This window comes from Kitasatospora sp. NPDC059973, from assembly GCF_042737525.1.
Lineage (GTDB): Bacteria > Actinomycetota > Actinomycetes > Streptomycetales > Streptomycetaceae > Kitasatospora.
The window spans coordinates 47,613-72,093 of record NZ_JBHWUI010000015.1 but is presented as its reverse complement, the minus strand read 5'-3'; the positions used below and the strand labels follow the sequence as shown (position 1 = coordinate 72,093).

Sequence of the window (24,481 nt, the reverse complement as noted above, 5' to 3'; positions counted from 1 at the left end):
GTCGACAGGCCGCTGGAGCAAGGCCGACCCGACTCCCAGGTTCCCCCCTGATGCGTCAAGCGGTCCGATCTTCTCCCCCGTGGAAAGATCATTGGCCTGGACCTGTCGTGAGATTTCCACAGACCACATGCCTCGTCAAGGGTTGTTCACGACCCGGGCGGGGCAGTCCGACGGTTCGTCAACTACCTGCCGCCACAAGCCGTCACGGTGGCGGCCTTGAGGGCCGTCCCGACGGCGGGGTCGGACCGGGGTCGGACCGGGGCCGGGACGGGGGCGGCGGCGGCCCAGGGCGGCTGCGCGGGTGGCGGCGGGAGGGACGGCAGGTGCAGTCAAGTTGTCTGTACAGCTCGGGGTTCTCTGCCCGTCATCGAAACGCCATCGAACCGGTCCACTTCCGTTGGTCTCGGACGCCTATACATAACGGGTCTGGGCCGAAACGGAGGCCCAGCACCCGTGACCAAGGAGCCGTCCCCCGATGATTCCGATGCCCGAACTGTCGCGCCGCACCCTGCTCGGCGGCGCGGCGGCGGCCGCCGTGCTGTCCGCCCTCCCGCTCAGCGTGCGTGAGGCGCTCGCCGCGCCGGCCCGCCCCGGCAAGCTGGCGGACATCCAGCACGTCGTGGTGTTCATGCAGGAGAACCGCGCGTTCGACCACTACTTCGGTACGCTCCCCGGCGTGCGCGGCTTCGGGGACCGGACGGCGGTGCGCGGGGTCAACGGGCGCTCGGTGTTCCACCAGCCCGACCCGGGGCGCAAGGAGGGCCACCTGCTGCCGTTCCCGATGAACGCGGCCCACACCAACGCCTACCAGCAGGGCGCCCCGGCGTTCGGCTTCGTCGACTCGATGAACGCCTGGAACGACGGCCGCGCCGACGGTTCGGTCACCCGCCGCTCCGGCGGCTGGCTCGGCCAGGGCTACTACGAGCCCGCCGACATGCCCTTCTACAACGCGCTCGCCTCGGTCTTCACGACCTGTGACGCCTACTACGCGTCGGTGCAGTGCAACACCAACACCAACCGCGAGCACCTGATGACCGGGACCAGCGGCGGCACCGTGCGGGACACCCCGGTGACCGACAACACCGAGATCCCCGGCGGCTACGAGTGGACCACCTACGCCGAGCGGCTGCAGAAGGCCGGGATCAGCTGGAAGACCTACCAGGCGCTGGACAACTTCGACGACAACGCGCTCGCCTGGTTCACCCCCTTCGTCAAGGCCAAGCCGGGCGAGCCCCTCTACGAGCGCGGCCTGCGCGCGGTCGGTGACCCGGCGAAGAAGGACGACCCCTTCGCGATGGGCGACGCCCTCGTCGAGGCGTTCACCGCCGACGTCCAGGCCGACCAGCTGCCGCAGGTCTCCTGGCTGGTCGCGCCCGCCGCGCTCTCCGAGCACGCCAACTACGCCCCGCCGAACGGCGAGCACCTGACGGCCCGGCTGCTCGCCGCGCTCGCCGCGAAGCCGGAGGTGTGGGAGAAGACCGTCTTCATCCTCAACTACGACGAGCACGGCGGCTTCTTCGACCACCAGCTGCCGCCCGTCCCGCCGCTGGCCGCCGGGCGCGGCAAGTCGACCGTCCCGGTCGACGGCGAGGTCGTGGTCCGGGTATCCAAGGGCGGCTCGACCTACCACCGGGTGGTCGGCCAGGACGGCACGTACCGGGTGAAGGCCGCCGACGGCTCGCTCACCTGGTCCGACACCCTGCCCGCGGGTGAGACCCTGGTCTCCGGCCCGTACCCGATGGGCCTGGGCGTACGCGTCCCGATGATCGTCGTCTCGCCGTGGACGCGCGGCGGCGTGGTCGACTCCACGGTCTACGACCACACCTCGGTGCTGCGCCTGCTGGAGCAGCGCTTCGGCATCGAGGAGCCCAACATCAGCCCGTGGCGCAGAGCCGTGACCGGCGACCTCACCAACGTCTTCGACTTCTCCGGGCGCAACCCGGTCTGGCCGCAGCTGCCCGACACCAGCGGCAACCGGCAGAAGGTCGTCGACACCGGCAAGCTGCCCGCGCCCACGGTGCCCGATCCGCAGGCCTTCCCGCAGCAGCAGCGCGGCACCCGCACCGCCCGGATCAGCCCCTACGACCTGCTGGTCAAGCCGAAGCTCAAGGGCGACGAGCTGACCGTCGACTTCATCAACCAGGGCCGCCAGGCCGCCGTCTTCGCCGTCTACCCGGCGCCCGGCACCGCGCCGCGCCACTACACCGTGGGTGCCAAGAGCCGCCTCTCCGACGTCTGGACGGTCGGCCCCGAGGGCTACGACCTGCGGGTGCACGGCCCGAACGGCGCGCTCTGGCACCTGCGCGGGGACGCCGCCTCGGCGTACGAGATCTCGCTCTCCGAGGAGCAGAACGGCAAGGTGCTGGAGGTCGACGTGATCAACCGCACCCGCACCGCCCAGACCTTCCTGGTCGGCGACCTCGCCTACGGCGACGGGCTGCGCGAGGTGCGGGTCGCGGCGGGCGACGACCGGACCGTCAACGTCAAGGTCGGCCCGGAGGGCTGGTACGACGTCGCGGTGGGCGTCCGCGGCGAGCTCGGCTTCCGCCGCCGGATCGCCGGGCGCTTCCCGTGGGACGGCGACCACCTGGTGACCGACCCGGCGATGGGCCTCGCGGACCCGCTGGCCCTGGACGTCACGCTCAAGGCCGCCTCCACCACGATCGACGAGGCGATCCTGCTGCCCGGCCGTCCGGCCCGGGTCGCCGCCCGGTTCACCGCGACCGCCGCGCTGACCGCGATCGAGGTCCAGCCGGTCGTGCCGGCCGGCTGGGCGGTCACCGCTGTCACCCCGCCGCCGGCCTCGCTCGCCGCCGGTGCCACCGCGACCGCCGAGTGGGACGTCACCCCGCCCGCCGTGCTGCCGGACGGCGCCACCCACCGGATCCTGGTCACCGCCCGCGCGGCGGCCGGCAGCCGCTTCGCGATCGCCGACGGCGAGATCGCGGCGCGCACCGCCCCCGTGATGGCCGGTCACCTGCTCGGCGAGGACTTCGAGTCGCTGGCCGGCTCCCTCCAGCCGCTTGCCGGCGTGCTCGGCTGGACGCCGCAGGCGCCGCAGGGCTGGTCGGTGGTGAACGCGCCGGCCATGCCGCAGGGCACCACCCGCCTCCAGGGCTGGACGTTCCACACCAAGCGCGCCTGGTCCACCCCGGCCGGGCAGGACCGCGGCAACTTCAGCCGCGGCCTGGGCATCCTCGCGGTCGCCGACCCGGACGACTGGGACGACACCGGTTCGCCGTCCCGCAAGGGGGTCTTCGACTCCACCCTGGTCTCGCCCGCCGTCCAGCTGCCGGCCGGCGCGAACACCCTCCACCTCGCCTTCGATTCGCACTACCGGCAGGAGGCCCCGCAGAAGGCGACCGTCACCGCCGTCTTCGACAACGGCACCGAGACCCGGCTGGTCCACTACAGCAGCGACCCGACCGGTAACGACAACGCCGGCAAGGACGTCCAGAACGCCTTCGTCACCAAGCAGTTCGCCGTTCCGGCGGGAGCCCGCTCGGTGACCCTGAAGTTCCGGATGTACGACGCGGGCAACAACTGGTTCTGGGCCGTCGACCACGTCCGCCTCGACACCAAGCCGATCACGGGCTGACCCGGTAGATCCTGCTCGCGGCCCGCGTACCCCGAGGGGGTGCGCGGGCCGTTCGGTCGGGCCGGGGGCTTGTCGTCGGGCATCGGGTCGGGTCGCCGGGTCGGTGCGGCGGAGTCGGTGCGGCGGGTCTGCTCGCCGGGTCGGGGCGGCGGATTTCGGCCGGGCGTGCGCGTCCGGCCGGGTGTTGTCGGACCTCTCTGGTGTCGTAGGAGGGCGAACGCCGCCGCCCGGTCACCACGACACCACGGAGGACACCATGACGACCACGTCGGACGATTCGACCCGCTCGCTGCCCGGGCGCCCGCCCGTGGTCGACCTGGCGACCTGGCAGGCCGCCCGGGACGAGCTGCTGGTCCGGGAGAAGGCCCACACCCGCGAGGCCGACGCCATCGCCGCGGCCCGGCGACGGCTGCCGATGGTGGAGCTCGACGGGACGGTCGAGGTCGTCGGCCCCGACGGCCCCGTCCCGTTCCTGGACCTGTTCCAGGACCGCGACGAACTCGTGGCCTACCAGCACATGTGGTACGACGGCGCACTCCACCAGGGGCAGTGCGAGGGCTGCACCACCACGGTCTGGCACATGAAGGACGCCGTCTACCTCAACGCCCGCGGCGTCTCCTTCGCCGTCCTGACGACGGGTCGATGGGAGGAGGTGGCCCGTTACGTCGAGTTCATGGGCTACGCCCAGCCCTGGTACTCGGTGCGGGGCCTGGAGGCACCGATCGGCGGACAGATGGGGCACGTCCGCTGTTTCCTGCGTGACGGCGGCCGGGTCTTCCTCACCTACTCCACGACCGGCCGGGGCAACGAGCCGGTCAACGGCTCCCTCGGCCTGCTCGACATGACGCCCTACGGCCGCCGCGAGGGGTGGCAGGACGACCCGGAGGGCTGGCCCGAGGCCCCCGAGGTCGGGGCCCCGGTCGGCGGGCACGGCGCACCGATCTGCTGGTACTGGCGCTCGGACGCCGACGGTGCCGCCTCCTGGGGCCCGACCAGCCGCCCCGTCCCGCAGTGGACCCGCCCGGGAGCGGCCCCGGAGGAAACCCTCGGCCGGCACGGCCACCACTGAGGGCGGCGGGACTTCCGGCCCGGAGGCGCCGCGAACCGCCCAGCCTTCCTCCCGGACCCACGGGCCGTCCACGAACCTCGCTCTCGACCTCGCTCGCCCACCTCGCTCACCCACCCCGCCCACCGACTCAGGGAGATCCGCGCCATGAACTCTCGTCTGCTCCGGCTGACCGGCGCCGCCACCGCCGTCTACGGCCTCGCCGTGACCCGCCGGCCCGCCCTGCTGGCCACCCCCTCCGGACTGACCGCCGCCGACGGCTCGCTGCCGCGCTCCACCGCGGCCTGTCTGCGCCCGCTCGCCTTCCGGGACGCCGCCTGCGGCCTGGCGATGGCCTTCGCACCCGACGACTCCGCGCTGCGCGCGGCCACCCTGGTGCGCATCGCCTCCGACCTGGGCGATGCCGCCCTGCTGGCCACCGCGCTGCCGGAGCGCCGGCACCGGGTGATGGCGGTGGCCGTCTCCGTCGGCTGGGGTGCGCTCTCGGTGGCCGGGCTGCTCGGGGGGAGTCAAAAGCAGCCGTCGGGCCGCCATACCTCTTGATGGCCAAGTCTCTCAATCATCGAGAGATAGGATGCGGAGGTCCGTCACCTGCCCCCGCCCGAAGGGCGCTCCGCGATGCGCACCGGTCCAGCCGCTCCCCCTCCCGCCTCCCGGCGTCGAACCAGACTGCTGGTTCCGCTCGTCCTCCTGATCGTCTGGCTCGGCCTGGGCGGCGCCTTCGGCTCCTACGCCGGGAAGCTCTCCGAGGTGGCCACCAATGACCGGGCCGCCTTCCTGCCCCGCAGCGCCGAGTCCACCGAGGTGGCCCGGCTCGGGGAGGACTTCCGAACGGCGGCCACGCTCCCGGTGATCGTGGTCTGGGAGAGTCGCGCCGGAGCGGTCGGCGAGGCCCAGCGCGCCGCCGCCGGCCGGGCGCTGCAGGAGGCCTCGGCCGTCCCCGGTGCCACCGGCCGGGTGTCGCCCGCCGTGCCGTCCGAGGACGGCACGGCGCTCCAGGGCGTCGTCCAGCTCCGCTCCGACCTCGGGCGGCAGACCGGGGACAGCGTCCGCGCCGTCCGCGAACTCGCCGACCAGGTCCCGGGCACCACCGTCGGCCTGGCCGGTCCGGCAGCGGTCGCTGCCGACCTCGGCGGTGCCTTCGCCGGCATCGACGGACTGCTGCTCGGCGTGGCCCTCGGCGTGGTGCTGCTGATCCTGCTCGCCGTCTACCGCAGCCTGCTGCTGCCGCTGCTGGTGATCCTCGGCGCGGTGTTCGCCCTCGGGATCTCCTGCGCGCTGGTCTACCTGCTCGCCGACCACGGCCTGGTCCGGGTGGACGGCCAGGTGCAGGGTCTGCTGTCGATCCTGGTGATCGGCGCGGCCACCGACTACGGACTGCTGCTCTCCGCCCGCTTCCGCGAGGAACTGCACCTCCACGGTGACCGGTTCGCGGCGATGCGCACCGCCTGGCGGCAGTCCGTCGAGCCGATCGCGGCCTCCGGGACGACGGTCGCCCTCGGCCTGCTCGTCCTGCTGCTCTCCGACCTCACCAACAACCGGGCGCTCGGCCCGGTCGGCGCGATCGGCATCGGCTGCGCGGTGCTCTCCGCGCTGACCTTCCTGCCGGCCGCGCTCGTCCTGCTCGGCCGCGCCGCCTACTGGCCGGCCCGGCCGGCCGCCGACGGGCGCGCCCCGGTGAACGCCGTCTGGCAGCGGGTGGCCGCCCTGGTCGGGAGCCGGCCGCGGGTCACCTGGGCCGCCGGCCTGGCCGTGCTCGCCGCGCTGGCCGCCTTCGCGCCGACCCTGGACTCGGGCGGCGTCCCGCAGAGCGAACTCTTCATCAAGGCCCAGCCCTCGGCGGCCGGGCAGGCGCTGCTCTCGAAGCACTTCCCCGGCGGCGCCGGCAATCCGGCCGTGGTGATCGCCGCCGCCGGGCGGGCCGAGGCGGTCGCCGCCGCGGCAGCCGTCCCCGGGGTGGCCGGCGTCCGCCCGTACACCGGCGGTGCGCCCGGCGGTGCCCCGGCGGAGGTGGACGGGCGGGTCCGGCTGGACGTCACGCTCGCCGACCCGGCCGACAGCGACGCGGCCGTCGCCACCGTCCGGAGCCTGCGGCAGGCCGTGCACGCGGTGCCGGGCGGGGACGCGCTGGTGGGCGGCTACACCGCGCAGCAGTACGACACCCGGATCACGGCGGAGCGCGACCGGGCGCTGATCATGCCGGTCGTGCTGCTCTGCATCCTCGCCGTGCTCGTGGTCCTGCTGCGCTCGCTGCTCGCTCCGCTGCTGCTCGCCGGTACCGTCGCGCTCTCCTACCTGGCCACGCTCGGCGTCAGCGCGGTGGTCTTCGACCACGTCTTCGGCTTCTCCGCCATCGACCCCTCCGTGCCGCTGTACGGGTACGTGTTCCTGGTCGCGCTGGGGGTGGACTACAACATCTTCCTGATGACCAGGGTCCGTGAGGAGACGATGCGGGTCGGGACCCGGGAGGGGGTGCTGCGCGGGCTGACGGCCACCGGCGGAGTGATCACCTCGGCCGGGGTGGTGCTGGCCGCGACCTTCGCCGCGCTGGGTGTGATCCCGCTGGCCTTCATGGCCCAGATCGCGTTCATCGTCGCCTTCGGCGTGCTGCTGGACACCCTACTGGTGCGCTCGCTGCTGGTGCCCGCGCTGGTCCGGGACCTGGGCGAGCGGGTCTGGTGGCCGGCCCGGCCGGGTCGCACGGCGGTCGGTACGGCGGCGCCCGAGCCGGTCGGCGAGCCCGTCTGACGGTGGCCGGCCGGTTAGGCTGAACGGGTAACAGCGGGTGGAACACCGTAGGCGACCGGAGCGGATGACCTTGTCGGAGCAGGACCCGAGCACGCCCCCGCCCGCCCCGGCACCGTCCGACAGCCCGGCGCCTGCGGACCCGTCCGCGACCGTACCCTCCGACACCCCGGCGCTCGGGCGGCTCCTCCAGGCCCTCGCCTCCGAGATGAACCTGCTCGGGCACGGCTTCGCCGCCGCCAGCGGTCTGCACGCCACCGACGTCCAGGCGCTGCTCGCCGTGATGCGGGCCGAGCCCGGCCGGGGCGGGATCACCCCCGGCCGGCTCGGCGAGGAGCTGGCCCTCACCTCGGGGGCGGTCACCGCTGTCCTGGACCGGCTGGAGCGGGCCGGACACATCCGCCGGACCAGGGACGCCGCCGACCGCCGGCAGGTTCTGGTGCACTACCTGCCCGGTGCCGGGCGGATGGCCGCCGAGTGGTTCGCGCCGGTGGCCCGGCGCACCGAGGCGGTGCGCGGCGAGTTCACCCCGGCGGAGCTGGCGGCGGTGGCCCGTTTCCTCGGCCGGATGACCACCGAGCTGGAGGACCTGCGCCACTCGCGCCGACCCGCGTGACCCGCGCTGACCCGCGCCACCGCTGACGTGGGCTGACGTGGGCTGACGACCGGACGCCCGTCAGCCCGTCAGCCCGTTCCGCCGGGAGATCAGGGCCGCCAGGCCGTCCAGGATGCGCTCCAGGCCGAACTCCAGCGCCCGGTCACGCCCGTCCCGCACGGCCATCGCCGCCGCGAGTGCCGGGAAGCGGTCGGCGTGCTCCCGGACCAGCCCGCCGACGACGGCCAGCAGTCGGGACTCCGGCTCCCCGCCCGGTCCGGCCGCGCGCGCCTGTGCGGTGATGCTGCGGACGTGGCCGGCCAGCAGGACGGCGGTGTCCATCCGCTCCGGCCCGGTCAGTCCGGTGCCGTCGAGAGCGGCCACCACCCGCTCCAGCCAGCCGAGTTCCTTCGGGCCGAGCACCCGGGGGCCGACGGTGGCGTCGATCAGCCAGGGGTGCGCGCCGAAGGTGGTGGCCAACTGGCCTGCCCAGGAGTGGAGTTCGGCGCGCCAGGCGGGCGAGGCGCCCATCGGGTCCCGGTTCGCCGCCGGGGCCCCCGGTCCGGTCCCGGCCGGTTCGTCGATCGCCGTCTCGACCATCAGGGCCACCAGTTCGGCCTTGCCCGGCACATAGCGGTAGAGCGCCATCTTGGTGTAGTCGAGCAGGCCGGCCACCCGCTGCATGGAGACGGCGCCCAGTCCCTCCGCGTCCGCGATCCCGATCCCGGCCCGGGCGATCCGGTCCAGGCTGAGCGCCGGTTTGGGCCCGCGGGTCGGCTTCGGGGGCGGCCCCCAGAGCAGCCGTGCCGTCGCCTCGGCCCCGTCGCCGGATGTGCTGCTCAAGCTCCCGCTCCCGTCCCGTTCCGGGTCGGCCCTTGCCGAACCGACCTAACTGCGTCTACCGTACACAGCAGCGATCAGTGTCCAGTGGACACAGTTTCTCGGTTCTCCCGGACGGAGTGGTTCACATGGGTACCAAAGTCCTCATCTCGGGCGCGAGCATCGCCGGCCCGGCACTGGCGTACTGGCTGGGGCAGTACGGCTTCGAGCCCACCGTCGTCGAGCTGGCTCCCGCCCTGCGCGGCGGCGGCCAGGCCGTCGACTTCCGCGGCGACGCGCACCTGACGGTGCTGCAACGGATGGGCCTGCTCGACGAGTTGCGCCGGATCGACACCGGTGGCAGCCCGATGGACTTCGTCGACCGGCACGGTCGGCGCCGGCTCCACCTGCCGGCGGACTTCGCCGGCGGCGAGGTCGAGGTGCCGCGCGGCGAACTGGCCCGGCTGCTCCACCGGCACAGCCTGCCGTCCACCGAGTACGTCTTCGGCGACACGGTGACCGCGCTGGAGGAGACGCCCGACGGCGTCCGGGTGGAGTTCCGCCACGGTTCGCCGCGCGAGTTCGGCCTGGTGGTCGGCGCGGACGGTCTGCACTCCACCGTCCGCCGGCTGGCCTTCGGCCCCGAGCGGCGCTTCGTCCGCCACCTCGGCTACTACGCCGCCACCTGGCAACTGCCCAACTACCTCGGTCTGCCGCCCGGTTCGGTCGGCCTCAACGTGCCCGGGCGGCTCGCCGCGGTCGGCGCGGACCACCGGGACCGGACCCGGGCCGGCGCCTTCTTCCTGTTCGCCTCACCCGAGCTGCCCTACGACCGGCACGACCAGGAGCAGCAGAAGGCGCTGCTTGCGGACGCCTTCGCGGGTCTCGGCTGGGAGGTGCCACGACTGCTGGAGAGTCTGCGCGAGGCCCCGGAGCTGTACTTCGACTCGATCAGCCGGGCGGACGTCCCCGCCTGGTCCGCCGGCCGGATCGCCCTGGTCGGGGACGCCGCCTGCGGCGCGACCATCGGCGGCATGGGCACCGGTACCGCGATGGTCGCCGCGTACGTCCTGGCCGGCGAACTCGCCCGCGCCCGGGGCGACCACCGCACCGCCTTCGCCCGGTACGAGGACGCCGTGCGCGGCTACGCCGAGGGCTGCCAGCGGGGCGGCGACCGGACCGGGCCCTTCCTGGCGCCGGGCACGGCGGCCGGACTCCGGCTGCGCGACGGACTGTTGGGCCGGCGCTGGGTCCTGAACCGGATGCTGGAGCTGGGCCGGAAGGTCAGCGGCACGATCGCCCTGCCCGACTACCAGACCGAGTTCGCCACCCGCTGATCCTCGGCGGCCCCACCGTGCGGGGCGGCCGGGGCGCCGGACGGGTCGCCGGGCGCCGGTCCCTTCGACCGTGCGGCGTGTCCCATCCGGTAGCCGATCCCGCGGACGGTGATGATCCACCGGCTGGAGCCGAGCTTCGCGCGCAGGGTGCTCACATGGGTGTCGATGGTGCGGCTGGCCTGCCCCCAGTCACTGCCCCACACCTTCGCCATCAACTCCTTGCGCGACACCACGGTCTCGGAGTTGGCGGCGAGGATGTAGAGCAGCTCGAACTCCTTCGACGTCACCTCGATCAGCCGGTCGCGCAGGCGCACTTCGCGGGTCCGCGGATCGATGTGCAGCGGGAGCAGCGAGATGGCCTCGGGCGCCGCCGGCCCGGAGCGGCGGGAGGACCGGCGGAGCACCGCGTCGATGCGGGCCCCCATCTCCCGGAAGCCCCAGGTCTGGGCGACGCAGTCGTCGGCTCCCGCCTTCAGGGCGAGCACCCGCTCCAACTCGTCGTCGCGACGGGTGAAGGCGATCAGTGGGACGTCGCTCTCGGTCCGCAGGCTCCGGCACACCTCGATGCCGTCGACGTCCGGCAGTTCCAGCGAGAGCAGCACCAGATCGGCCTCGCGGTACGTGCGGAGGGCCTGTGCGCCGGTGCCCACGCTGCGGGCGACGAAGCCCTGCCGGCGCAGGTCGCGCACCATCGATTCGGCGGAGCTGATCTCCCGTTCCACCACGAGTACGGTCCTCATCTTCCCTGCTCCTCCTCCGGACGCCACGCCCCTCCGTGCCCACCCTCGTCCGCTCCCCGGGTCGCGGCCCGGGGCGTCGTTCGCACAACAAAAGTACCGCTTGGCACGACGACCAGGCGGAACCCGGCCGACCGGCCGGATATCCGCTCCGACCTGCGGAGACACGCTGTGGAAATGCTCCCGGCACAGATCCGGCGAGGCTGCCCGCCCGGCCGGCGGCCGGCGACCGCAGGCGTACCCGAAGCCGTTCGGCCGCTGGTCAGCGGGCTGTGGACGGGCGGGCGGCGGCTCCGGCCCGGGCGGGCACGGACGGCAGCCCCGGCGCTCGTGTCAACAGCTCATGAAATCTGCCGCGACACCCGGAACTTGGGCCGCACGGCGCGGCATGGCGGGGGAGCGGGAGGCAGGCGGGTACGGCGGGTACGGCGGGTACGCGGAGAGGCGAGCCAAGAGGCCGGGGGAACGCCGGAAGCCACCGAAGGCCCGGGGGTCAGGTTGCCTTCGGTGGCCGTTCCGGGGAGGGCGGGATCACTGGACCCCGCCCGGTCGCGCTCCTGGAGCTCAAAAAGCTCCAGGAGGCCTAGGAGCCTAGGAGCCTAGGAGCTCTGGGGCGTGGGCCGCTTGGCGGGGAAGCCGTGGCCGCGGGCCACCAGGACCACCACGAGCACCGGCAGCAGGAGCAGCAGCACCGTCCAGGGGAAGGAGTCACTGCCGCTCACGTCGAGCAGGACACCGCCGATGATGCCGCCGGCGGCCATCGCGACGTTCCACAGCGTCACGAGCATGGTCTGGGCCGCGTCGGCCTGGTCACCGCCCGCGTCGGCCACCGCCGTCTGCAGCAGGGTCGGAATGCCGCCCCAGCCCAGACCCCACAGGGCGGCCGCGATGTACACCAGGGCCGTGGTGTCGGCGAGCACCGCGAGCAGCAGCGCGGCCACCGCGACGAGCAGGGTGCTGGCGACGGTGAGCGCGCGCAGCTTGGCGTGGATCTGCGAGCCCACGATCCAGATGCTCGCGAGCGAGGCGCCGCCGAAGACCAGCAGCACCAGGTCGGTGCTGCCGCCCAGGCCGTGGTCGTCGAGGAAGGTGGCGATGTAGGCGTACAGCACGGTGTGCGCGAGGACGAAGACCAGCGTCACGAAGAGCACGGGGGTCACCCCGGGCACCTTCAGTGCGCGCAGCATCTTCGGCCGCTCGCCGGCCTGCTGGCCGGGGTAGTCGGGCACGGTGGCGGAGATCCACACCAGCAGCAGGACGGTGAGACCGGTCATCACGAAGAACGGCACGCGCCAGTCGGTCTGGGTGCCGAGGAAGGTGCCGGCCGGGACGCCGAGCGAGAGCGCGACCGGGATGCCGGCCATCGCGATGGCGATCGCCTTGCCCTGGAGTGCCACGGGGGCCATCCGCCGTGCGTAGCCGGCGAGCAGCGCCCAGGCCAGACCGGCGGCGACACCCGCGACGAACCGCGCGACCATCGTCAGCCCGTAGATCGACGACACCGCCGTGACGGTGTTGGCCACGGCGAAGCCCGCCATGGCCGTCAGGAGCAGCCGCTTGCGCCGCCAGCCGGCGGTGGCCGAGGCGAGCGGGATCGCGGTCAGGGCGGTGCCGATCGCGTAGATCGTGACGGTCTGGCCGGTCGCGGACTCGCTCACCGCGAGGTCCGAGCTCATCGAGGGGAGCAGGCCGGCGGGGAGGGTCTCGGTGAGGCTGGTGATGAAGACGGCGGTGGCGAGGGCGATCAGGGCGAGCAGCGGAAGCTTCTGCGGTTCCTCGCCCCCCGCCGCCGCGGGGGGCGAGGAAGGGGTCTCCGCGCCGGGAGCGTCGGTGATGTCGGGTGAGGTGCTCATGGGGCGTGCTCCGGATGTTCCAGGGGACGGGGCGGACGGGTGGTGCGAAGAGGAGGTCGCGGGCCGGCTAGGCGTGGCCCAGCCCGCCGTCGACGGGGAGCCGGGCGCCGGTGGTGAAGGTCGCGTCGGTGGCCAGGAAGAGCGCGGCGCGGGCGACCTCCTCGGCGGAGCCGAGCCGGCCGAGCGGCGGCAGCGCCGGGCCGCCCGCGGGCGCCGCCTCGATGCAGCCCGGGGCCACCGCGTTGACCCGGATGCCGCGCGCGACCAGTTCGGCGGCGAGCGCCCGCACGGCGTCGGAGGGCGGCGCCGGGGCGGTGAGCACCACCGCGCCGCCGTCCCGGAGGTACGGCAGCAGCGGGCGGACCCCCGCCACGGCATCGGCGAACAGGAGGTCGGTGTCGTCGAGGCCGGTACCGCCGTCCTCGGCGCGCTCGACGACGGTGGCGGTGGAGCCCAGCTCGGCCCTGGCCCGGGCGCGTTCCTCGGCGGTGCGGGCGGCCAGCAGGACCAGCGCCCCGCCCTCCACCAGGCGTTTGGCGATGGCCAGGCCGATGTCGGTGTCCTGGCCGAGGACGACGGCCCGGCGGCCCGCGTACCTGGTCATGTCGGTCACTCCTTCCCGCCGCTCGGCGACTCGGTGGTTCCGACCCTGCCCGAGGGCCCTTCCGGGCCGCTGCGGATCCGCTGTGGACCCGCTGAGGGTGCGCTGACGGTTGGCTGACGGCCCGTCGAAGATCCCCCCGGGCCGGTCCGGCGCCACCGGGGCGCGGTACGGTGACCGACATGCGGTTTGGGGTACTGGGGCCACTCGTGGTGTGGGGCGACGACGGCGAGGAGATCACCGTCCCCGAGGTCAAGGTCCGGGGGCTCCTCGCCGACCTGCTGGCGCACGGCGGCGGTCCGGTCTCCGCCGACCGCCTCATCCAGGACCTGTGGGGCGACGAACCGCCCGGGAAGCCCGAGGGCGCGCTCCAGGGCAAGGTCTCCCAGCTGCGCCGGGTGCTCGGCCGGGAGCGGGTGCTGCGCCAGGGCGCGGGCTACCGCCTCCGGCTGGACCGCGGCGCCGGCGAGCTGGACGCCGACCGCTTCGGCGCCCTGGTGGCCGACGCCGGCGGCGTCCGCGACCCGCGCGCCCGGGCGGAACTCCTGACCGAGGCCCTCGACCTGTGGCGGGGGCCGGCGTACGCGGACTTCGCCGACGCGGACTTCGTCCGGTCGGCGGCGTGCCGCCTCGCCGAGCAGCGGCTCGCCGTCCTGGAGGACCAGGCCGAGGCGCGGCTCCTCGCCGGTGACCACGCGCTGCTCGCCGGCGAGCTCGCCGCCCTCGTCGCCGGGCACCCGCTGCGCGAGCGGCTGCGCGCCGTCCAGATGCGCGCCCTCTACCTCGCGGGCCGTCAGAGCGAGGCGCTCGCGAGCTACGAGGACCTCCGCACCCGCCTCGCCGAGGAGCTGGGCGTCGACCCGGCCCCCGCGCTGACCACCCTCCACCGGGCCGTCCTGCGCCAGGACCCCGGCCTGGAACCCGGCCTGGAACCCGGCCCGGACCGCGGTCCGGACCCCGGCCCGGGCACCGCGCGGGCCGGTTCGGCACCGGCCGCCGCCTCGCTCGCCGCGCCCGTAGCCCCCGTGGCCCCCGCCCCGCCCGTGGCCCCCGCCCCCGCTCCCGCCCCGCCCGCCGGCGAACACGCCAACCTGCCGGTCCCGCTGACCCGCCTGATCGGACGGGACGCGGCCGTCGCCCAGGTGTCCCGGCTCCTGGACGACACCCGCCTGGTGACCCTGGCCGGCGCCGGCGGCGTCGGCAAGACCCGGCTGGCCGTCGCGGCCGCCGCCGCCGTGGCCGCGCGGGAGCCGGCCGGGAACCGCCCCGACGGGATCTGGCTGGTGGAGTTCGCGGGGGTCCGCGGCGGCACCGCCGCCGACCTGGCCCAGGCCGTCGCCACCACGCTCGGCGTCCGGGACGACGCCCCCGCGCCGCCGGGCACGGGCGGCGGGGCGGGGCCCGCCTCGCCCGTCCACCGGCTCGCCACGGCGCTGCGGGACCGCCGCACCCTGCTGGTCCTGGACAACTGCGAGCACGTCGTCGACGCGGCGGCGGAACTCGCCGAGCTGCTCCTGCGCACCGCACCGGACCTGCGGGTGCTGGCCACCAGCCAGGAGCCGCTGGGCCTGACGGGCGAGGCGGTGTTCCTGGTCGAGCCGCTGCCGACCGACGACGCCGTGCGGCTGTTCAGCGAGCGCGCCGCCGCCCACGACCCCGGCTTCCCCCGCGACCCGGACGGCGGCGACCTCGCCGACCGCGAGGCCGTCGCCGAGATCTGCCGCCGGCTGGACGGCATCCCGCTCGCCCTGGAACTTGCCGCCACCCGCGTACGCACCCTGGGGGTCCGGGAGCTGGCGACCCGGCTGGGCGACCGGTTCCGGCTCCTGAGCTCCCGCCGCCGCGGCGCCCCGGCCCGCCAGCAGACCCTGCGCGCGGTGATCGACTGGAGCTGGGAGCTGCTCAGCGCACCCGAACGGATCGTGCTGCGCCGCCTGGCGGTGCACAGCGACGGCTGCGACCTGGACGCCGCGGAGTCCACCTGCGCGGGCGACGGCGTGACCCGCTACGAGGTCCTCGACCTGGTGACCCGGCTCGTCGACCGCTCCCTGGTGGTCGTCGTCGACCAGCCCACCGGGCGGCGCTACCGCCTCCTGGAGTCCGTCGCCGCGTACGCCACCGAACGCCTGGACGAGATGGCGGACCTCGCCGCCGTGCGAGGGCGCCACCTGCGCCACTACCTCGCGCTCGCCGAGCGCGCCGAGCCCCGGCTGCGCGGCGCGGACCAGCGGCCCTGGCTCGCCCGGTTGGACGCCGAGGCGGGCAATCTGCGCGCGGCCCTCGACGAGGCGCTGCGCCGGACCCCGGAAGGGGACGGCGACGAGGCGGTCCGGCTGGCCACCGCCCTGGCCTGGTGGTGGCTGCTGCGCGGCCGGCTCACCGAGGGCCGCCGCAGCCTGGCCGCCGCGCTCGCCGCCGCTCCCCGGCCCAGCTCCGAACTCGCGCTCCTGCACGGCGCGTTCGCACTCCTCACCGGCGACCGCGCGGAGGCGCACGCGCTCGCCTGTACGGTCGCGTCGGCCGGTGCGGTGCCCGACCCGGTGCGCCGTGCCCGGGCCCTGTGGCTCTGCGCGTACGGCCTGTTCAGCGCGGGCGAGGCCGCCGAGGGCGAGGAGCTGAACGCGCGCGCCCTCGCGGTCTTCGCCGAGGAGGGCGATCAGTGGGGCACGGCCGCCGCACTCGGTCTGCGGGCCACCCTCGCCCTGGTCCGCGGCGACCTCGCCGGTCTCGGCCGCGACGGTCTGCGCAGTGCCGCGCTCTTCCGCGAACTGGGCGACGGCTGGGGCGAGTTGCAGACGGTCTCACCGCTCGCCGCGCTCGCCGAGATCAAGGGTGAGTACCCGGAGGCGGCCCGCCGCCAGCGTGAAGGACTGCACATCGCACGGGAGTTGGGGCTGGAGGCCGAGGTGTCGGCCCGGCTGTCCGGGCTGGGCCGGCTCGCCCTGCTGGCCCACGACTGGGAACGCGGCCGGGAGCTGCACGAACAGGCCCGCCGGATCGCCGCCGAACAGGGCTACAAGTACGGGGAGATCCACTCCGAGATGGGCCTCGCGCTCGGCGCCCGCCGTTCGGGGGACCTGGCCGCCGCCGAGGCCCATCTGGCGCACATCCGCGACGGCTACGCGGAGGTGTCCTCGGAGGCGGGCGACCACCTGCTCCTCGCGGAGCTCGGCTTCGTCGCCGAACTCCGGGGCGACGCCGACCTGGCGGCCGACCGGCACCTGAGCGGTTGGGCGGTCGCCCGCTCCCTCGACGAGCCGCGCGCGCTGGCCCTCTCCCTGGAGGGCCTGGCCGGCGCGGCCGCAGTCGCCGGCCGGGGAGCCGCCGGGCGGCGCGGCGCCGAGTGCGCGGCCCTGCTGCTCGGCGCCGCGGACGCGGCACGCCGGGGTGTGGGGGCCCCGTTGCCGCCCGCCGAGCGCGGCGACACGGACCGGATCGCGGCGGCCGCCGAGGAGGTCCTGGGGGCGGCGGCCTTCGCGGCGGCGTTCGCCCAGGGCGGCCGGCTCACCGCGGAGGAGGCGGTGCGCCGCGGCTGCGAGGCCCTCGGCCGACAGCCGGCGGGCGACCGGGCCGCGGCGCACCCCTGAGCAAGCACCCCTGAGCAAGCGCTCCTGAGCAGGCCCGCCGCGGCGCACCGCTGAGCGCACCGGGCCGAGGTCAGACCCGCGCGTACCGGTTCGCCGGCCGCTCCAACCCCAGGTGACCGCGCAGCGTCGTCGCCGTGTAGGCCGTGCGGAAGGCACCCCGGCGCTGCAACTCCGGTACCAGGGCCCGGGTGATCGCTTCGAGGTCGTGCGGCAGCGCCGCCGGGCGGAGCCGGAACCCGTCCAGCCCGGCCGAGCGCCAGTCGAGCAGCAGATCGGCCAGAGCGGCCGCGGTGCCGGTGAACACCACGGCGTCCGAGGCGAGTTCGGCGCCCGCCAGCTCGTCCAGCCGGGCCTTGCGGTCGGCGGCGGCCGCCGGACTGTCGTCCAGCAGCACGAGCAGGTCCGCGAACCGCCGCAGCGGCCTGGCCCGCAGGTCACGGCCGGTGTCGGCGACGGCCTCGTCGACCTGCGCGAGGATCCGTTCGACGCCGGGGCGGTCGTGCGGGGTGACGAAGACGACGTCCGAGGCGCGGGCCGCGAACTCGTACGGCGTCGAGGCGTGGGCCAGGCTCGCGACCAGCGGCTGGCCCTGCGGCGGGCGCGGGGTGATCGCCGGCCCCCGGACGCTGAAGTGCTCGCCCTCGAAGTCGATGTGGTGCAGCTTGTCGCGGTCGATGAAGCGGCCGGTCGGCACGGACCGGATCTCCGCGTCGTCCTCCCAGCTGTCCCACAGCCGTCGTGCCACCTCGACCACGTCGGCGGCCTCCGCGAAGAGCGGGCGGAGCCGCTTGGCGATCAGCTCGGGGTCGCGGATGTCGTCGTCGGTGAGCTGCGGGGTGGTGCGGCGGCCGAAGTGGGCGGCGTCCGAGGCGCGGGAGGCGATCTGCGGCCGCCAGCCCGCCCGGCCGCGGGCGGCGTGGTCCAGGGTCGCGATGGCGGTCGCGAGGTGGAACGGTTCGGTGTGGGTGACGTTCGTGGTCGGTACCAGGCCGATGCGGTCGGTCAGCGGCGCGAGCAGGGCGGCCAGCAGAACGGCGTCGACGCTGCCCCGGACCCGGTCGGTGCGGTCGTCGGGGCGGTGGAAGGGCTCGGACTGCAGACCGAGGCCGTCCTCCAGGGTGACGAAGTCGAGCAGCCCCCGCTCGGCCTCGGCCACGAGGCCCGCCCAGTAGCCGGGGGTGAACAGCTCCGACGGCCGGGCGTCCGGGGCCCGCCAGGCGGCCGGGTGCCAGCCCGCGCCGTCGAGCGCGACGGCCAGGTGCAGCGGGGAGTCGGACGGGGTGGCGGTCACGAGGTCTCCTTCGGGGAGCCGAGGCCGAGATGGTCGCGGAGCGTCGTTCCGGTGTACTCCTCGCGGAACACGCCCTTCTCCTGGAGGAGCGGAACCACCCGGTCCACGAAGTCGCCCAGGCCGTCGGGCGTCAGGTGCGGTACGAGGACGAAGCCGTCGGCCGCCTCGCTCTGTACGAAGCGGTCGATCGTGTCGGCGACGGTCTGCGGGCTGCCGACGAAGTTCTGGCCGCCGTGGACCTCGATCATCAGTTGACGGATGCTCAGCCCGCGCTCGTCGGCGATCTTGCGCCACCGCCGCGCCGTCTCCTCACGGCCCTTGCGGAACACCGAGTGCCCCTTCAGCAGGAGGGCGTCCGGCGCCGGCTCGATGTCGGGCAGCGGTCCGTCCGGGTCGTACGCCGAGAGGTCGCGGCCCCAGACGCCCTCCAGGTGGGCGATCGCGGTCTGCGGGCTCACCTGCGCGCGGGTGATCTCGTCCGCGTACGCGGTGGCCTCCTCGTCGGTGTCGGCCACCACGGCGGTCGCGGTGGGCAGGATCTTCAGGTCGTCCGGGCGCCGGCCGTACGCGGCGAGCCGCGACTTCACGTCCCGGTAGAACGCCCGGGCCTCGTCGGGCCGGTTGTACTTGCTGAAGATGACTTCGGCGTCGGAGGCGGCGAACTCCCGCCCCACGTCCGACTCCCCGGCCTGGATGATCACCGGATGGCCCTGCGGGCCGCGCGGGGTGGTGAACCGGCCCGCGATGTCGAAGTGCGTGCCGCGGTGGGCGAAGGTGCCGGCGCCGGGGCGCACGAACCGGCCGTCCGCCGCGTCGGCGGGTACGTCGCCGTCCGCCCAGCTGTCCCACAACTCGCGTGTGGTCTGCAGGAATTCGGCCGCCCTGGTGTAGCGGTCGGCCTCGGCGAGGAAGCCGCCGCGGCGGAAGTTCTCGCCGGTGAAGGCGTCGTAGCTGGTGACCACGTTCCAGGCCGCCCGGCCGCCGCTGAGCAGGTCCAGGGTCGCCAGCTTGCGGGCCACCTCGTAGGGCTCGTTGAAGGTGGTGTTGACGGTCGCGGCGAGCCCGAGCCGGTCGGTGACGGCGGCGAGCGCGGCGAGCACCGTCAGGTTGTCCGGGCGGCCCACCACGTCCAAGTCGTAGACCTGGCCCTTGTGTTCGCGCAGCCGCAGCCCTTCGGCCAGGAAGAAGAAGTCGAACTTGCCGCGTTCCGCGGTCCGTGCGAGCCGGATGAAGGAGTCGATCGCGATCTGGCTCTCGGAACGGGGGTCCGACCAGACGGTCACGTTGTGGATGGCCGGCAGTTGCACGGCGAGGTGCACCTGCTTCCTTCCGGCGTGTTCTGCGGCGGCAGGCACGGGGCTTGCTCCTTCGGGAAAGGGCCGGCCCCAGGGAGGCCGGCCGCGTGGCCACGCGTGTGCGGTCCGGTCCACGGGGCGGCTGTGATCACCAGGGTTCACCGAACGGATGTGGCGGACAAGGGGATTCGGGTCAGGGCTCTGTGGGGGAGTGTCAAGGAATGTCAACAACGGGAACGGCGTGCAAAGCGCTTGTGAGTGGTCTGTCGCTTAACGTCGGCGGATCTGTCCCCTGTCTCGGCGTTCGGCCTACTGTGCGGCCATGGATCTCTTCTCGCTGCCCAGACTCGGAGTCGTCGTCCCCCCGGAGAACCCCACGGCGGAGCCGGAGTTCAACCGCTTGATCGGTGCCGCCGTGCACGTGTACACCTCCCGCTTCCCCACCACGCCGGGGGTGGAGCTCCGGGAGATGCTGGAGACCTACAACCGGGTCCTTCCCGACACCCTCGACGGTTTCGGCGGCATGCGGCTGGACGCGGCCGTGGTCGCCTGCAGTGCCTCGCACTACCTGCTGGACCCGGCGGGCGACCGCGCCCTGTGCGAGGAGATGTCGAACCGCTCAGGGTTCCCGGTCAGTTCCTCGACGCAGGCGATCCTGGCCGCCTGCGAGGCGCTCGGGGTGAACCGGCTGACCCTGGTCTCGCCCTACCAGCCGTGGCTCACCGCGACCTCCCGCGCCTTCTGGGAGCGGGCCGGGCTCACGGTGGACGGCGTCGTCCTCGTGCCCGCCGGGACGGCCCCGGACGGGTCCGACCACTTCGACCCCTACGAGGTGACCACGGGCCGGATCCGCGAGCGAATACGGGCCCACCAGCAGGAGAACGGGATCCCCGACGACTCCGCGCTGCTGTTCACCGGGACCGGGATGGGGACGCTCGGCGCGCTCGCCGAGCTCGCGCGGGAGGACACCAGCGGGCGCCCGCTGCTCTCCTCGAACCTGGCGTCCGCCTGGTGGGCGCGCCGCGTGACGGGACGGCGGACCGGGTCCGGGACCGCCGGGGACGCGCATCCGCTGCTGCGACGCCTGGACGTCCGGGCCCGCTGGGCGGCCTGAGGCACCGTCGGGCGTCGGTGCGCCCGCGGCCGGCGGGCGCACCGGGGGCGGCTGCCGAGGGGGAGGCTCCCGCGGCCGCCCTCACCGCAGCGGAGCGATCCGGGTGCCGCCGTCCAGCACCGCCTCCAGCGTGACCGCGGCCCGGCCGGGCCGCTCGACCGCCAGGGTGTGGTCCGGCGTGGCCCGGTCGGCCGACCAGTCCGGTCCCTTGGCCGTGATCCGGCCGACCCGCCGGCTGCCCGCGGCCAGCAGGAACTCGGTGCCCTGCGGCGAGCGCCACCACGTCCACCCCACCGTGTCCTGTTCGAACCGGCTGCAGGCCCGGCCCGGCCCGCCGCCCGTGCGCTGCGGGCCCCGGGCGTTCGGCAGCAGCACGGCGGTCGCGGCGCTGCCCTCGCCGTTCCAGCGGTCGGCGCGCAGGCAGACCCAGGACGCCGCGCCCGCGTTCTGCGGCAGCTGCTGCACCGCGAAGGCCCAGAGGTTGAGCTGCTTGACACCGGGGGTGCCGTCCGGAACGGCGCAGCCCGCGCGGGCCCAGGCCAGCAGCGCGTCCTGGCCGACCGCCTCGCGGGGCTGCCGGGCCGGCTGGGTGCGGTCCGGCGGCGGGGTGTAGCTGAGGTGGGCGGGCACCAGCCCGCCGAGGTCGGCCAGCAGGAAGGAGTGCTTCTCGGCGATCGTGGAGGAGGAGCGCAACTGGAGCACGGTGGCGCCCAGGCAGTCCGCGAGCGCCCCCGGGGAGCGCGAACCGGTGGTGTTCGCGCCGGGTGCCGCGGCGGTCACGCCGTCCACGCGGTCCAGTGCCCTGGCGGGTACGTCCGGCTGGTCGATCCGGCGGGTGTCGGCCGCGTCGATCCACGGGGCGAGCAGGTAGCGGGCGGTCGCCCCCTGACGGTGCAGCACTACCGCGCCGGCGGTGGTGACGGAGGAGTCGTCGGCACGGGCGAGGTCCAGCCCGCCGCCCGGTCCGTCGGTCCAGCGGGCGAGCCGCCCGCCGTCGTAGAGCACCACCACGGCCGCGCCGTCGACGGTGCCGGCGAACAGCAGCTGGGGCGGCCCCTGCGGCGGGGCGGTCGGGGTGCCAGGCTCGGGCCTGGTCCGCGGGCCGGGGCCCGACCAGGCGGCGAGCGCCCGGCCGAGCAGGGCGGTGTCGTCACGGCGGTCGCCGCGGGCGGGCCAGGCGGAGAAGTCGATCCGGGCGGTGTGCTGCCACTGGTCCGCTGCCACCCGGAGCAGCCGGGCCGGGTCGGGCGGCGTTCCGCCCGGCGGGACGGCGAGCGGACGGACGGGCGCGCCGGCCGGGGCCGGGGCACCGGGGCCGGCCAGCGCGGCGGCGGTACCGGTGAGCGCGAGCGCGGCCACCGCGAGCGAGGCACCGAAGGCCCGGCGGCGGCGCAGCAGGTCGGTCGGCTGGACGCGCACCGCGCAGGGGTCGAAGGCCGACAGGCCGTGATCCGGTCCGGCGCAGAGCCGTGCGGCCTCGTCGACGGCCTGCCCGGGGTCGGTCGCACCGGCCTGAAGCAGCACCTCCACGGCCTGCTCGGGCGTCAGCTCCTCCACGGCGAGCAGCGCGAACGCGGACCGGGCGGGCGCCCCCAGGGCGGCCAGTTCGCGGTCCAGTGCCGCGTCCCGCTCGCCGCTGCCGGGGGTGAACAGCCGCAGCCCCCAGACCCGGGGCGTCCGCAGCCGGTCGGCGGGCCGCGGGTGCAGCGCGCCGCGCAGCACCCGCAGGCGCAGGGCGGCGTACAGCGGGTCCTCGTCCGTGCCGGCCGGCTCCCGCAGCCTGCTCCAACGGGACGGCAGGGCCCGCTGGACCGCGGCGTGCGCGGCGAGCACCCGGCTGTGGCGGTCCCGGTCGGCCGGCAGGGCCAGGTACGCGAGCCGGACCAGCCGGCGGTAGTGGCGGACCAGGGTCGCCTCGGCCCGGGCCACCGGACGCGCGCCCGCGCCCCGGGGCGGTGCGCCGCCGTCTATCCGTCCTGCCAAGGCGTTCTCCCCGGAGCCGTCTGTCGTGTGGTGGCGGACGGTCCAACGAGTCGATCATGTGATGGTTGCGCCGTCCGGGGCGGTGTTCCGGGATCCGGCGGCGCGTTCGGTGATCCGGCGCGCCATCCCGCCGAAGACGATGGCGTGGAACGGTGCCACCGACCACCAGTACGCGTGCCCGGCCAGCCCGTGCGGGTGGAACAGTGCCCGCTGCCGGTAGCGGCTGCCGCCGAGGCCGTCCGGGGTGACGGACAGCTCCAGCCAGGCCAGTCCGGGCAGCCGCATCTCGGCGCGCAGCCGCAGCAGCCGCCCGGCCTCGATCTCCTCCACCCGCCAGAAGTCCAGCGAGTCGCCGACCCGTAGCCGGGCCGGGTCGCGCCGGCCCCGGCGCAGGCCGACGCCGCCGGCCAGCCGGTCGAGCCGGCCGCGCAGTGCCCAGGCGAGCGGGAAGGAGTACCAGCCGTTCTCGCCGCCGATGCCCTCCACCACCCGCCAGAGCGCCTCCGGCGGGGCGCCCACGTCGCGCTCCCGGACGTCCTGGTAGAGGCTGCCGCCGGCCCAGTCCGGGTCGGTGGGCAGCGGGTCGCTCGGCGCGCCGGGCAGGGTGGCGGAGGACCACCGGGTGGCCACTTCGGCGTCCCTGATCCGCCGCAGTGCCAGCCGGACCGCCTCGTCGAAGCCGGTCGGGCCCCCGGGCGGGTCGGGCACGTACTCGGCCAGGTCGTGCTCGCCGCGGACCACCTCGTGCCGAAGCGACTCCACCAGCGGGCGGGCGAGCGAGTTGGGGACGGGCGTCACCAGGCCGACCCAGTGGCTGGAGAGCCGGGGGGTGAGCACCGGCACCGGGACGATCAGCCGGCGCGGCAGCTCGGCGACGGCGGCGTAGCGCATCATCATCTCGCGGTAGGTGAGGATGTCCGGGCCGCCGATGTCGAAGGCCCGGTCCACCTCCGGCGGCAGCCGGGCCGCCGCGGTGAGGTAGTACAGGACGTCCCGGACGGCGATCGGCTGGATCCTGGTGTCGACCCAGTTCGGGGTCACCATCACGGGCAGCCGCTCGGTGAGGTAGCGCAGCATCTCGAACGAGGCCGAGCCGGATCCGATGATCACCGCGGCCCGGAGTTCGGCGGTCGGCACCCCGCTCGCCCGCAGCAGGCGGCCGACCTCGGCGCGCGAGCGCAGGTGCGGGGACAGCTCGGCGGCCGGCACCCCGGCGGGGTTGATACCGCCGAGGTAGACGATCCGGCGGACCCCCTCCCGGGCCGCCGCCTCGCCGAAGGCCCGGGCGGCGGCCCGGTCGGTCGCCTCGAAGTCACGGCCGGTGCCCAGCGAGTGGACCAGGTAGTAGGCCACGTCGATGCCGGCGAAGGCCCCGGTCAGCGACTCCGGCCGGGTGACGTCCCCGGCGGTGGCCTCGACCGAGGCCCGCCAGGGGTGGTCGCGCAGCCGGCCCGGGTCGCGGACCAGGCAGCGGACGGAGTGCCCGGCGGCCAGCAGCTCGGGGACGAGCCGGCCGCCGATGTAGCCGGTGGCGCCCGTGACCAGGCAGCGCAGCGGGGCGTCGGGGGTGCTCGGTCCGGCCATGGTGCCTCCCAGAAAGCCGCGTCAGGGGTGCGGGGTTCGGCGCGGCGGCGCCGGCGGGCGGGCCGCACGCGCCCTCCGCCAGCTTCGCCGCCCGCGGTCCGGGCCGCCACAGCACCGGCCCGGCACCCGCCGCCGCGGGCCGCCGTCCGGAGCGGGCCGGGCACGACGGCCGGGCGAGCGGACCGCACCGCCGTACGCTGTGAGGGGAGCGTCGGACGGCAGTGCCGTTGGTCCCGGGACGTCAGCCCCTTCGGCCCCTGGCCGGGGGCGCGGCCG

At 75.2% G+C, this 24,481-nt stretch carries 16 protein-coding genes; 8 read left to right on the top strand and 8 right to left on the bottom strand.

Annotation, left to right across the window (positions count from 1 at the left end; all coding sequences use genetic code 11):
• Window positions 1-475: 475 nt before the first annotated feature.
• The 5 genes from ACFWA9_RS06970 to ACFWA9_RS06950 all read left to right on the top strand — a co-directional run bounded on the left by ACFWA9_RS06970 (window position 476) and on the right by ACFWA9_RS06950 (window position 8,025).
• On the top strand, window positions 476-3,598 hold the full coding sequence (locus ACFWA9_RS06970) for a phosphocholine-specific phospholipase C (protein WP_380383894.1): 3,123 nt from the start codon (window positions 476-478) through the stop codon (window positions 3,596-3,598).
• A 256-nt stretch (window positions 3,599-3,854) separates the two neighbouring features.
• Window positions 3,855-4,667 (top strand): DUF899 family protein, encoded by an 813-nt coding sequence (locus tag ACFWA9_RS06965; protein WP_380383891.1) that lies wholly within the window; start codon window positions 3,855-3,857, stop codon window positions 4,665-4,667.
• 144 nt (window positions 4,668-4,811) lie between these two features.
• Window positions 4,812-5,207: a hypothetical protein gene (locus ACFWA9_RS06960; RefSeq protein WP_380383888.1), complete on the top strand. Its 396-nt coding sequence runs from the start codon at window positions 4,812-4,814 to the stop codon at window positions 5,205-5,207.
• A gap of 75 nt (window positions 5,208-5,282) precedes the next feature.
• Window positions 5,283-7,412 (top strand): MMPL family transporter, encoded by a 2,130-nt coding sequence (locus ACFWA9_RS06955; protein ID WP_380383885.1) that lies wholly within the window; start codon window positions 5,283-5,285, stop codon window positions 7,410-7,412.
• A 64-nt stretch (window positions 7,413-7,476) separates the two neighbouring features.
• Window positions 7,477-8,025: a MarR family winged helix-turn-helix transcriptional regulator gene (locus tag ACFWA9_RS06950; protein ID WP_380383882.1), complete on the top strand. Its 549-nt coding sequence runs from the start codon at window positions 7,477-7,479 to the stop codon at window positions 8,023-8,025.
• Between the two features lie 60 nt (window positions 8,026-8,085).
• On the opposite strand, the gene ACFWA9_RS06945 is transcribed toward ACFWA9_RS06950, so the two are convergent.
• Window positions 8,086-8,847 (bottom strand): TetR/AcrR family transcriptional regulator, encoded by a 762-nt coding sequence (locus tag ACFWA9_RS06945; RefSeq protein ID WP_380383879.1) that lies wholly within the window; start codon window positions 8,845-8,847, stop codon window positions 8,086-8,088.
• Window positions 8,848-8,972: 125 nt separating this feature from the next.
• On the opposite strand from ACFWA9_RS06945, the gene ACFWA9_RS06940 reads away from it, so the two are divergent.
• The gene (locus tag ACFWA9_RS06940; protein ID WP_380383876.1) at window positions 8,973-10,160 is read left to right on the top strand and encodes an FAD-dependent monooxygenase; all 1,188 of its coding nucleotides are present in this window, start codon (window positions 8,973-8,975) and stop codon (window positions 10,158-10,160) included.
• Here ACFWA9_RS06940 and ACFWA9_RS06935 read toward each other — a convergent pair.
• From ACFWA9_RS06935 to ACFWA9_RS06925, 3 genes are all read right to left on the bottom strand, one after another.
• A complete protein-coding gene (locus ACFWA9_RS06935; protein WP_380383874.1) occupies window positions 10,133-10,900 on the bottom strand; it encodes a response regulator transcription factor in 768 nt (255 codons plus the stop codon). The genes ACFWA9_RS06940 and ACFWA9_RS06935 overlap by 28 nt on opposite strands.
• A 596-nt stretch (window positions 10,901-11,496) precedes the next feature.
• Entirely contained in the window at window positions 11,497-12,750 is a 1,254-nt protein-coding gene (locus ACFWA9_RS06930; RefSeq protein WP_380383871.1) for an MFS transporter, read from the bottom strand.
• 67 nt (window positions 12,751-12,817) lie between these two features.
• Window positions 12,818-13,354 (bottom strand): SDR family oxidoreductase, encoded by a 537-nt coding sequence (locus ACFWA9_RS06925; RefSeq protein WP_380383868.1) that lies wholly within the window; start codon window positions 13,352-13,354, stop codon window positions 12,818-12,820.
• 179 nt (window positions 13,355-13,533) lie between these two features.
• Between ACFWA9_RS06925 and ACFWA9_RS06920 the strand changes: the two genes are divergently transcribed.
• Window positions 13,534-16,938 carry a BTAD domain-containing putative transcriptional regulator gene (locus ACFWA9_RS06920; protein WP_380383866.1) on the top strand — a complete coding sequence of 1,135 codons (3,405 nt, stop codon included), beginning with the start codon at window positions 13,534-13,536 and terminating at the stop codon, window positions 16,936-16,938.
• Between the two features lie 70 nt (window positions 16,939-17,008).
• Here ACFWA9_RS06920 and ACFWA9_RS06915 read toward each other — a convergent pair whose 3' ends face one another.
• Both ACFWA9_RS06915 and ACFWA9_RS06910 read right to left on the bottom strand, forming a co-directional pair.
• Complete coding sequence (locus ACFWA9_RS06915; RefSeq protein ID WP_380383863.1) at window positions 17,009-18,229, bottom strand: LLM class flavin-dependent oxidoreductase; 1,221 nt, start codon at window positions 18,227-18,229, stop codon at window positions 17,009-17,011.
• Complete coding sequence (locus tag ACFWA9_RS06910; RefSeq protein ID WP_380383860.1) at window positions 18,226-19,584, bottom strand: NtaA/DmoA family FMN-dependent monooxygenase; 1,359 nt, start codon at window positions 19,582-19,584, stop codon at window positions 18,226-18,228. Before ACFWA9_RS06910 ends, ACFWA9_RS06915 begins: the two co-directional genes overlap by 4 nt.
• Before the next feature lie 262 nt (window positions 19,585-19,846).
• Here ACFWA9_RS06910 and ACFWA9_RS06905 point away from each other — a divergent pair, with 262 nt between their 5' ends.
• Window positions 19,847-20,638, top strand: a complete 792-nt coding sequence (locus ACFWA9_RS06905; RefSeq protein ID WP_329491367.1) for an arylmalonate decarboxylase — start codon at window positions 19,847-19,849, stop codon at window positions 20,636-20,638.
• Window positions 20,639-20,719: 81 nt separating this feature from the next.
• Here the strand turns inward: ACFWA9_RS06905 and ACFWA9_RS06900 are convergent, their stop codons facing one another.
• Both ACFWA9_RS06900 and ACFWA9_RS06895 read right to left on the bottom strand, forming a co-directional pair.
• Complete coding sequence (locus ACFWA9_RS06900) at window positions 20,720-22,621, bottom strand: hypothetical protein (protein ID WP_380383857.1); 1,902 nt, start codon at window positions 22,619-22,621, stop codon at window positions 20,720-20,722.
• Between the two features lie 54 nt (window positions 22,622-22,675).
• Window positions 22,676-24,205, bottom strand: coding sequence for an SDR family oxidoreductase (locus ACFWA9_RS06895; RefSeq protein ID WP_380383855.1), 1,530 nt, complete (start codon window positions 24,203-24,205; stop codon window positions 22,676-22,678).
• Window positions 24,206-24,481: the final 276 nt, after the last annotated feature.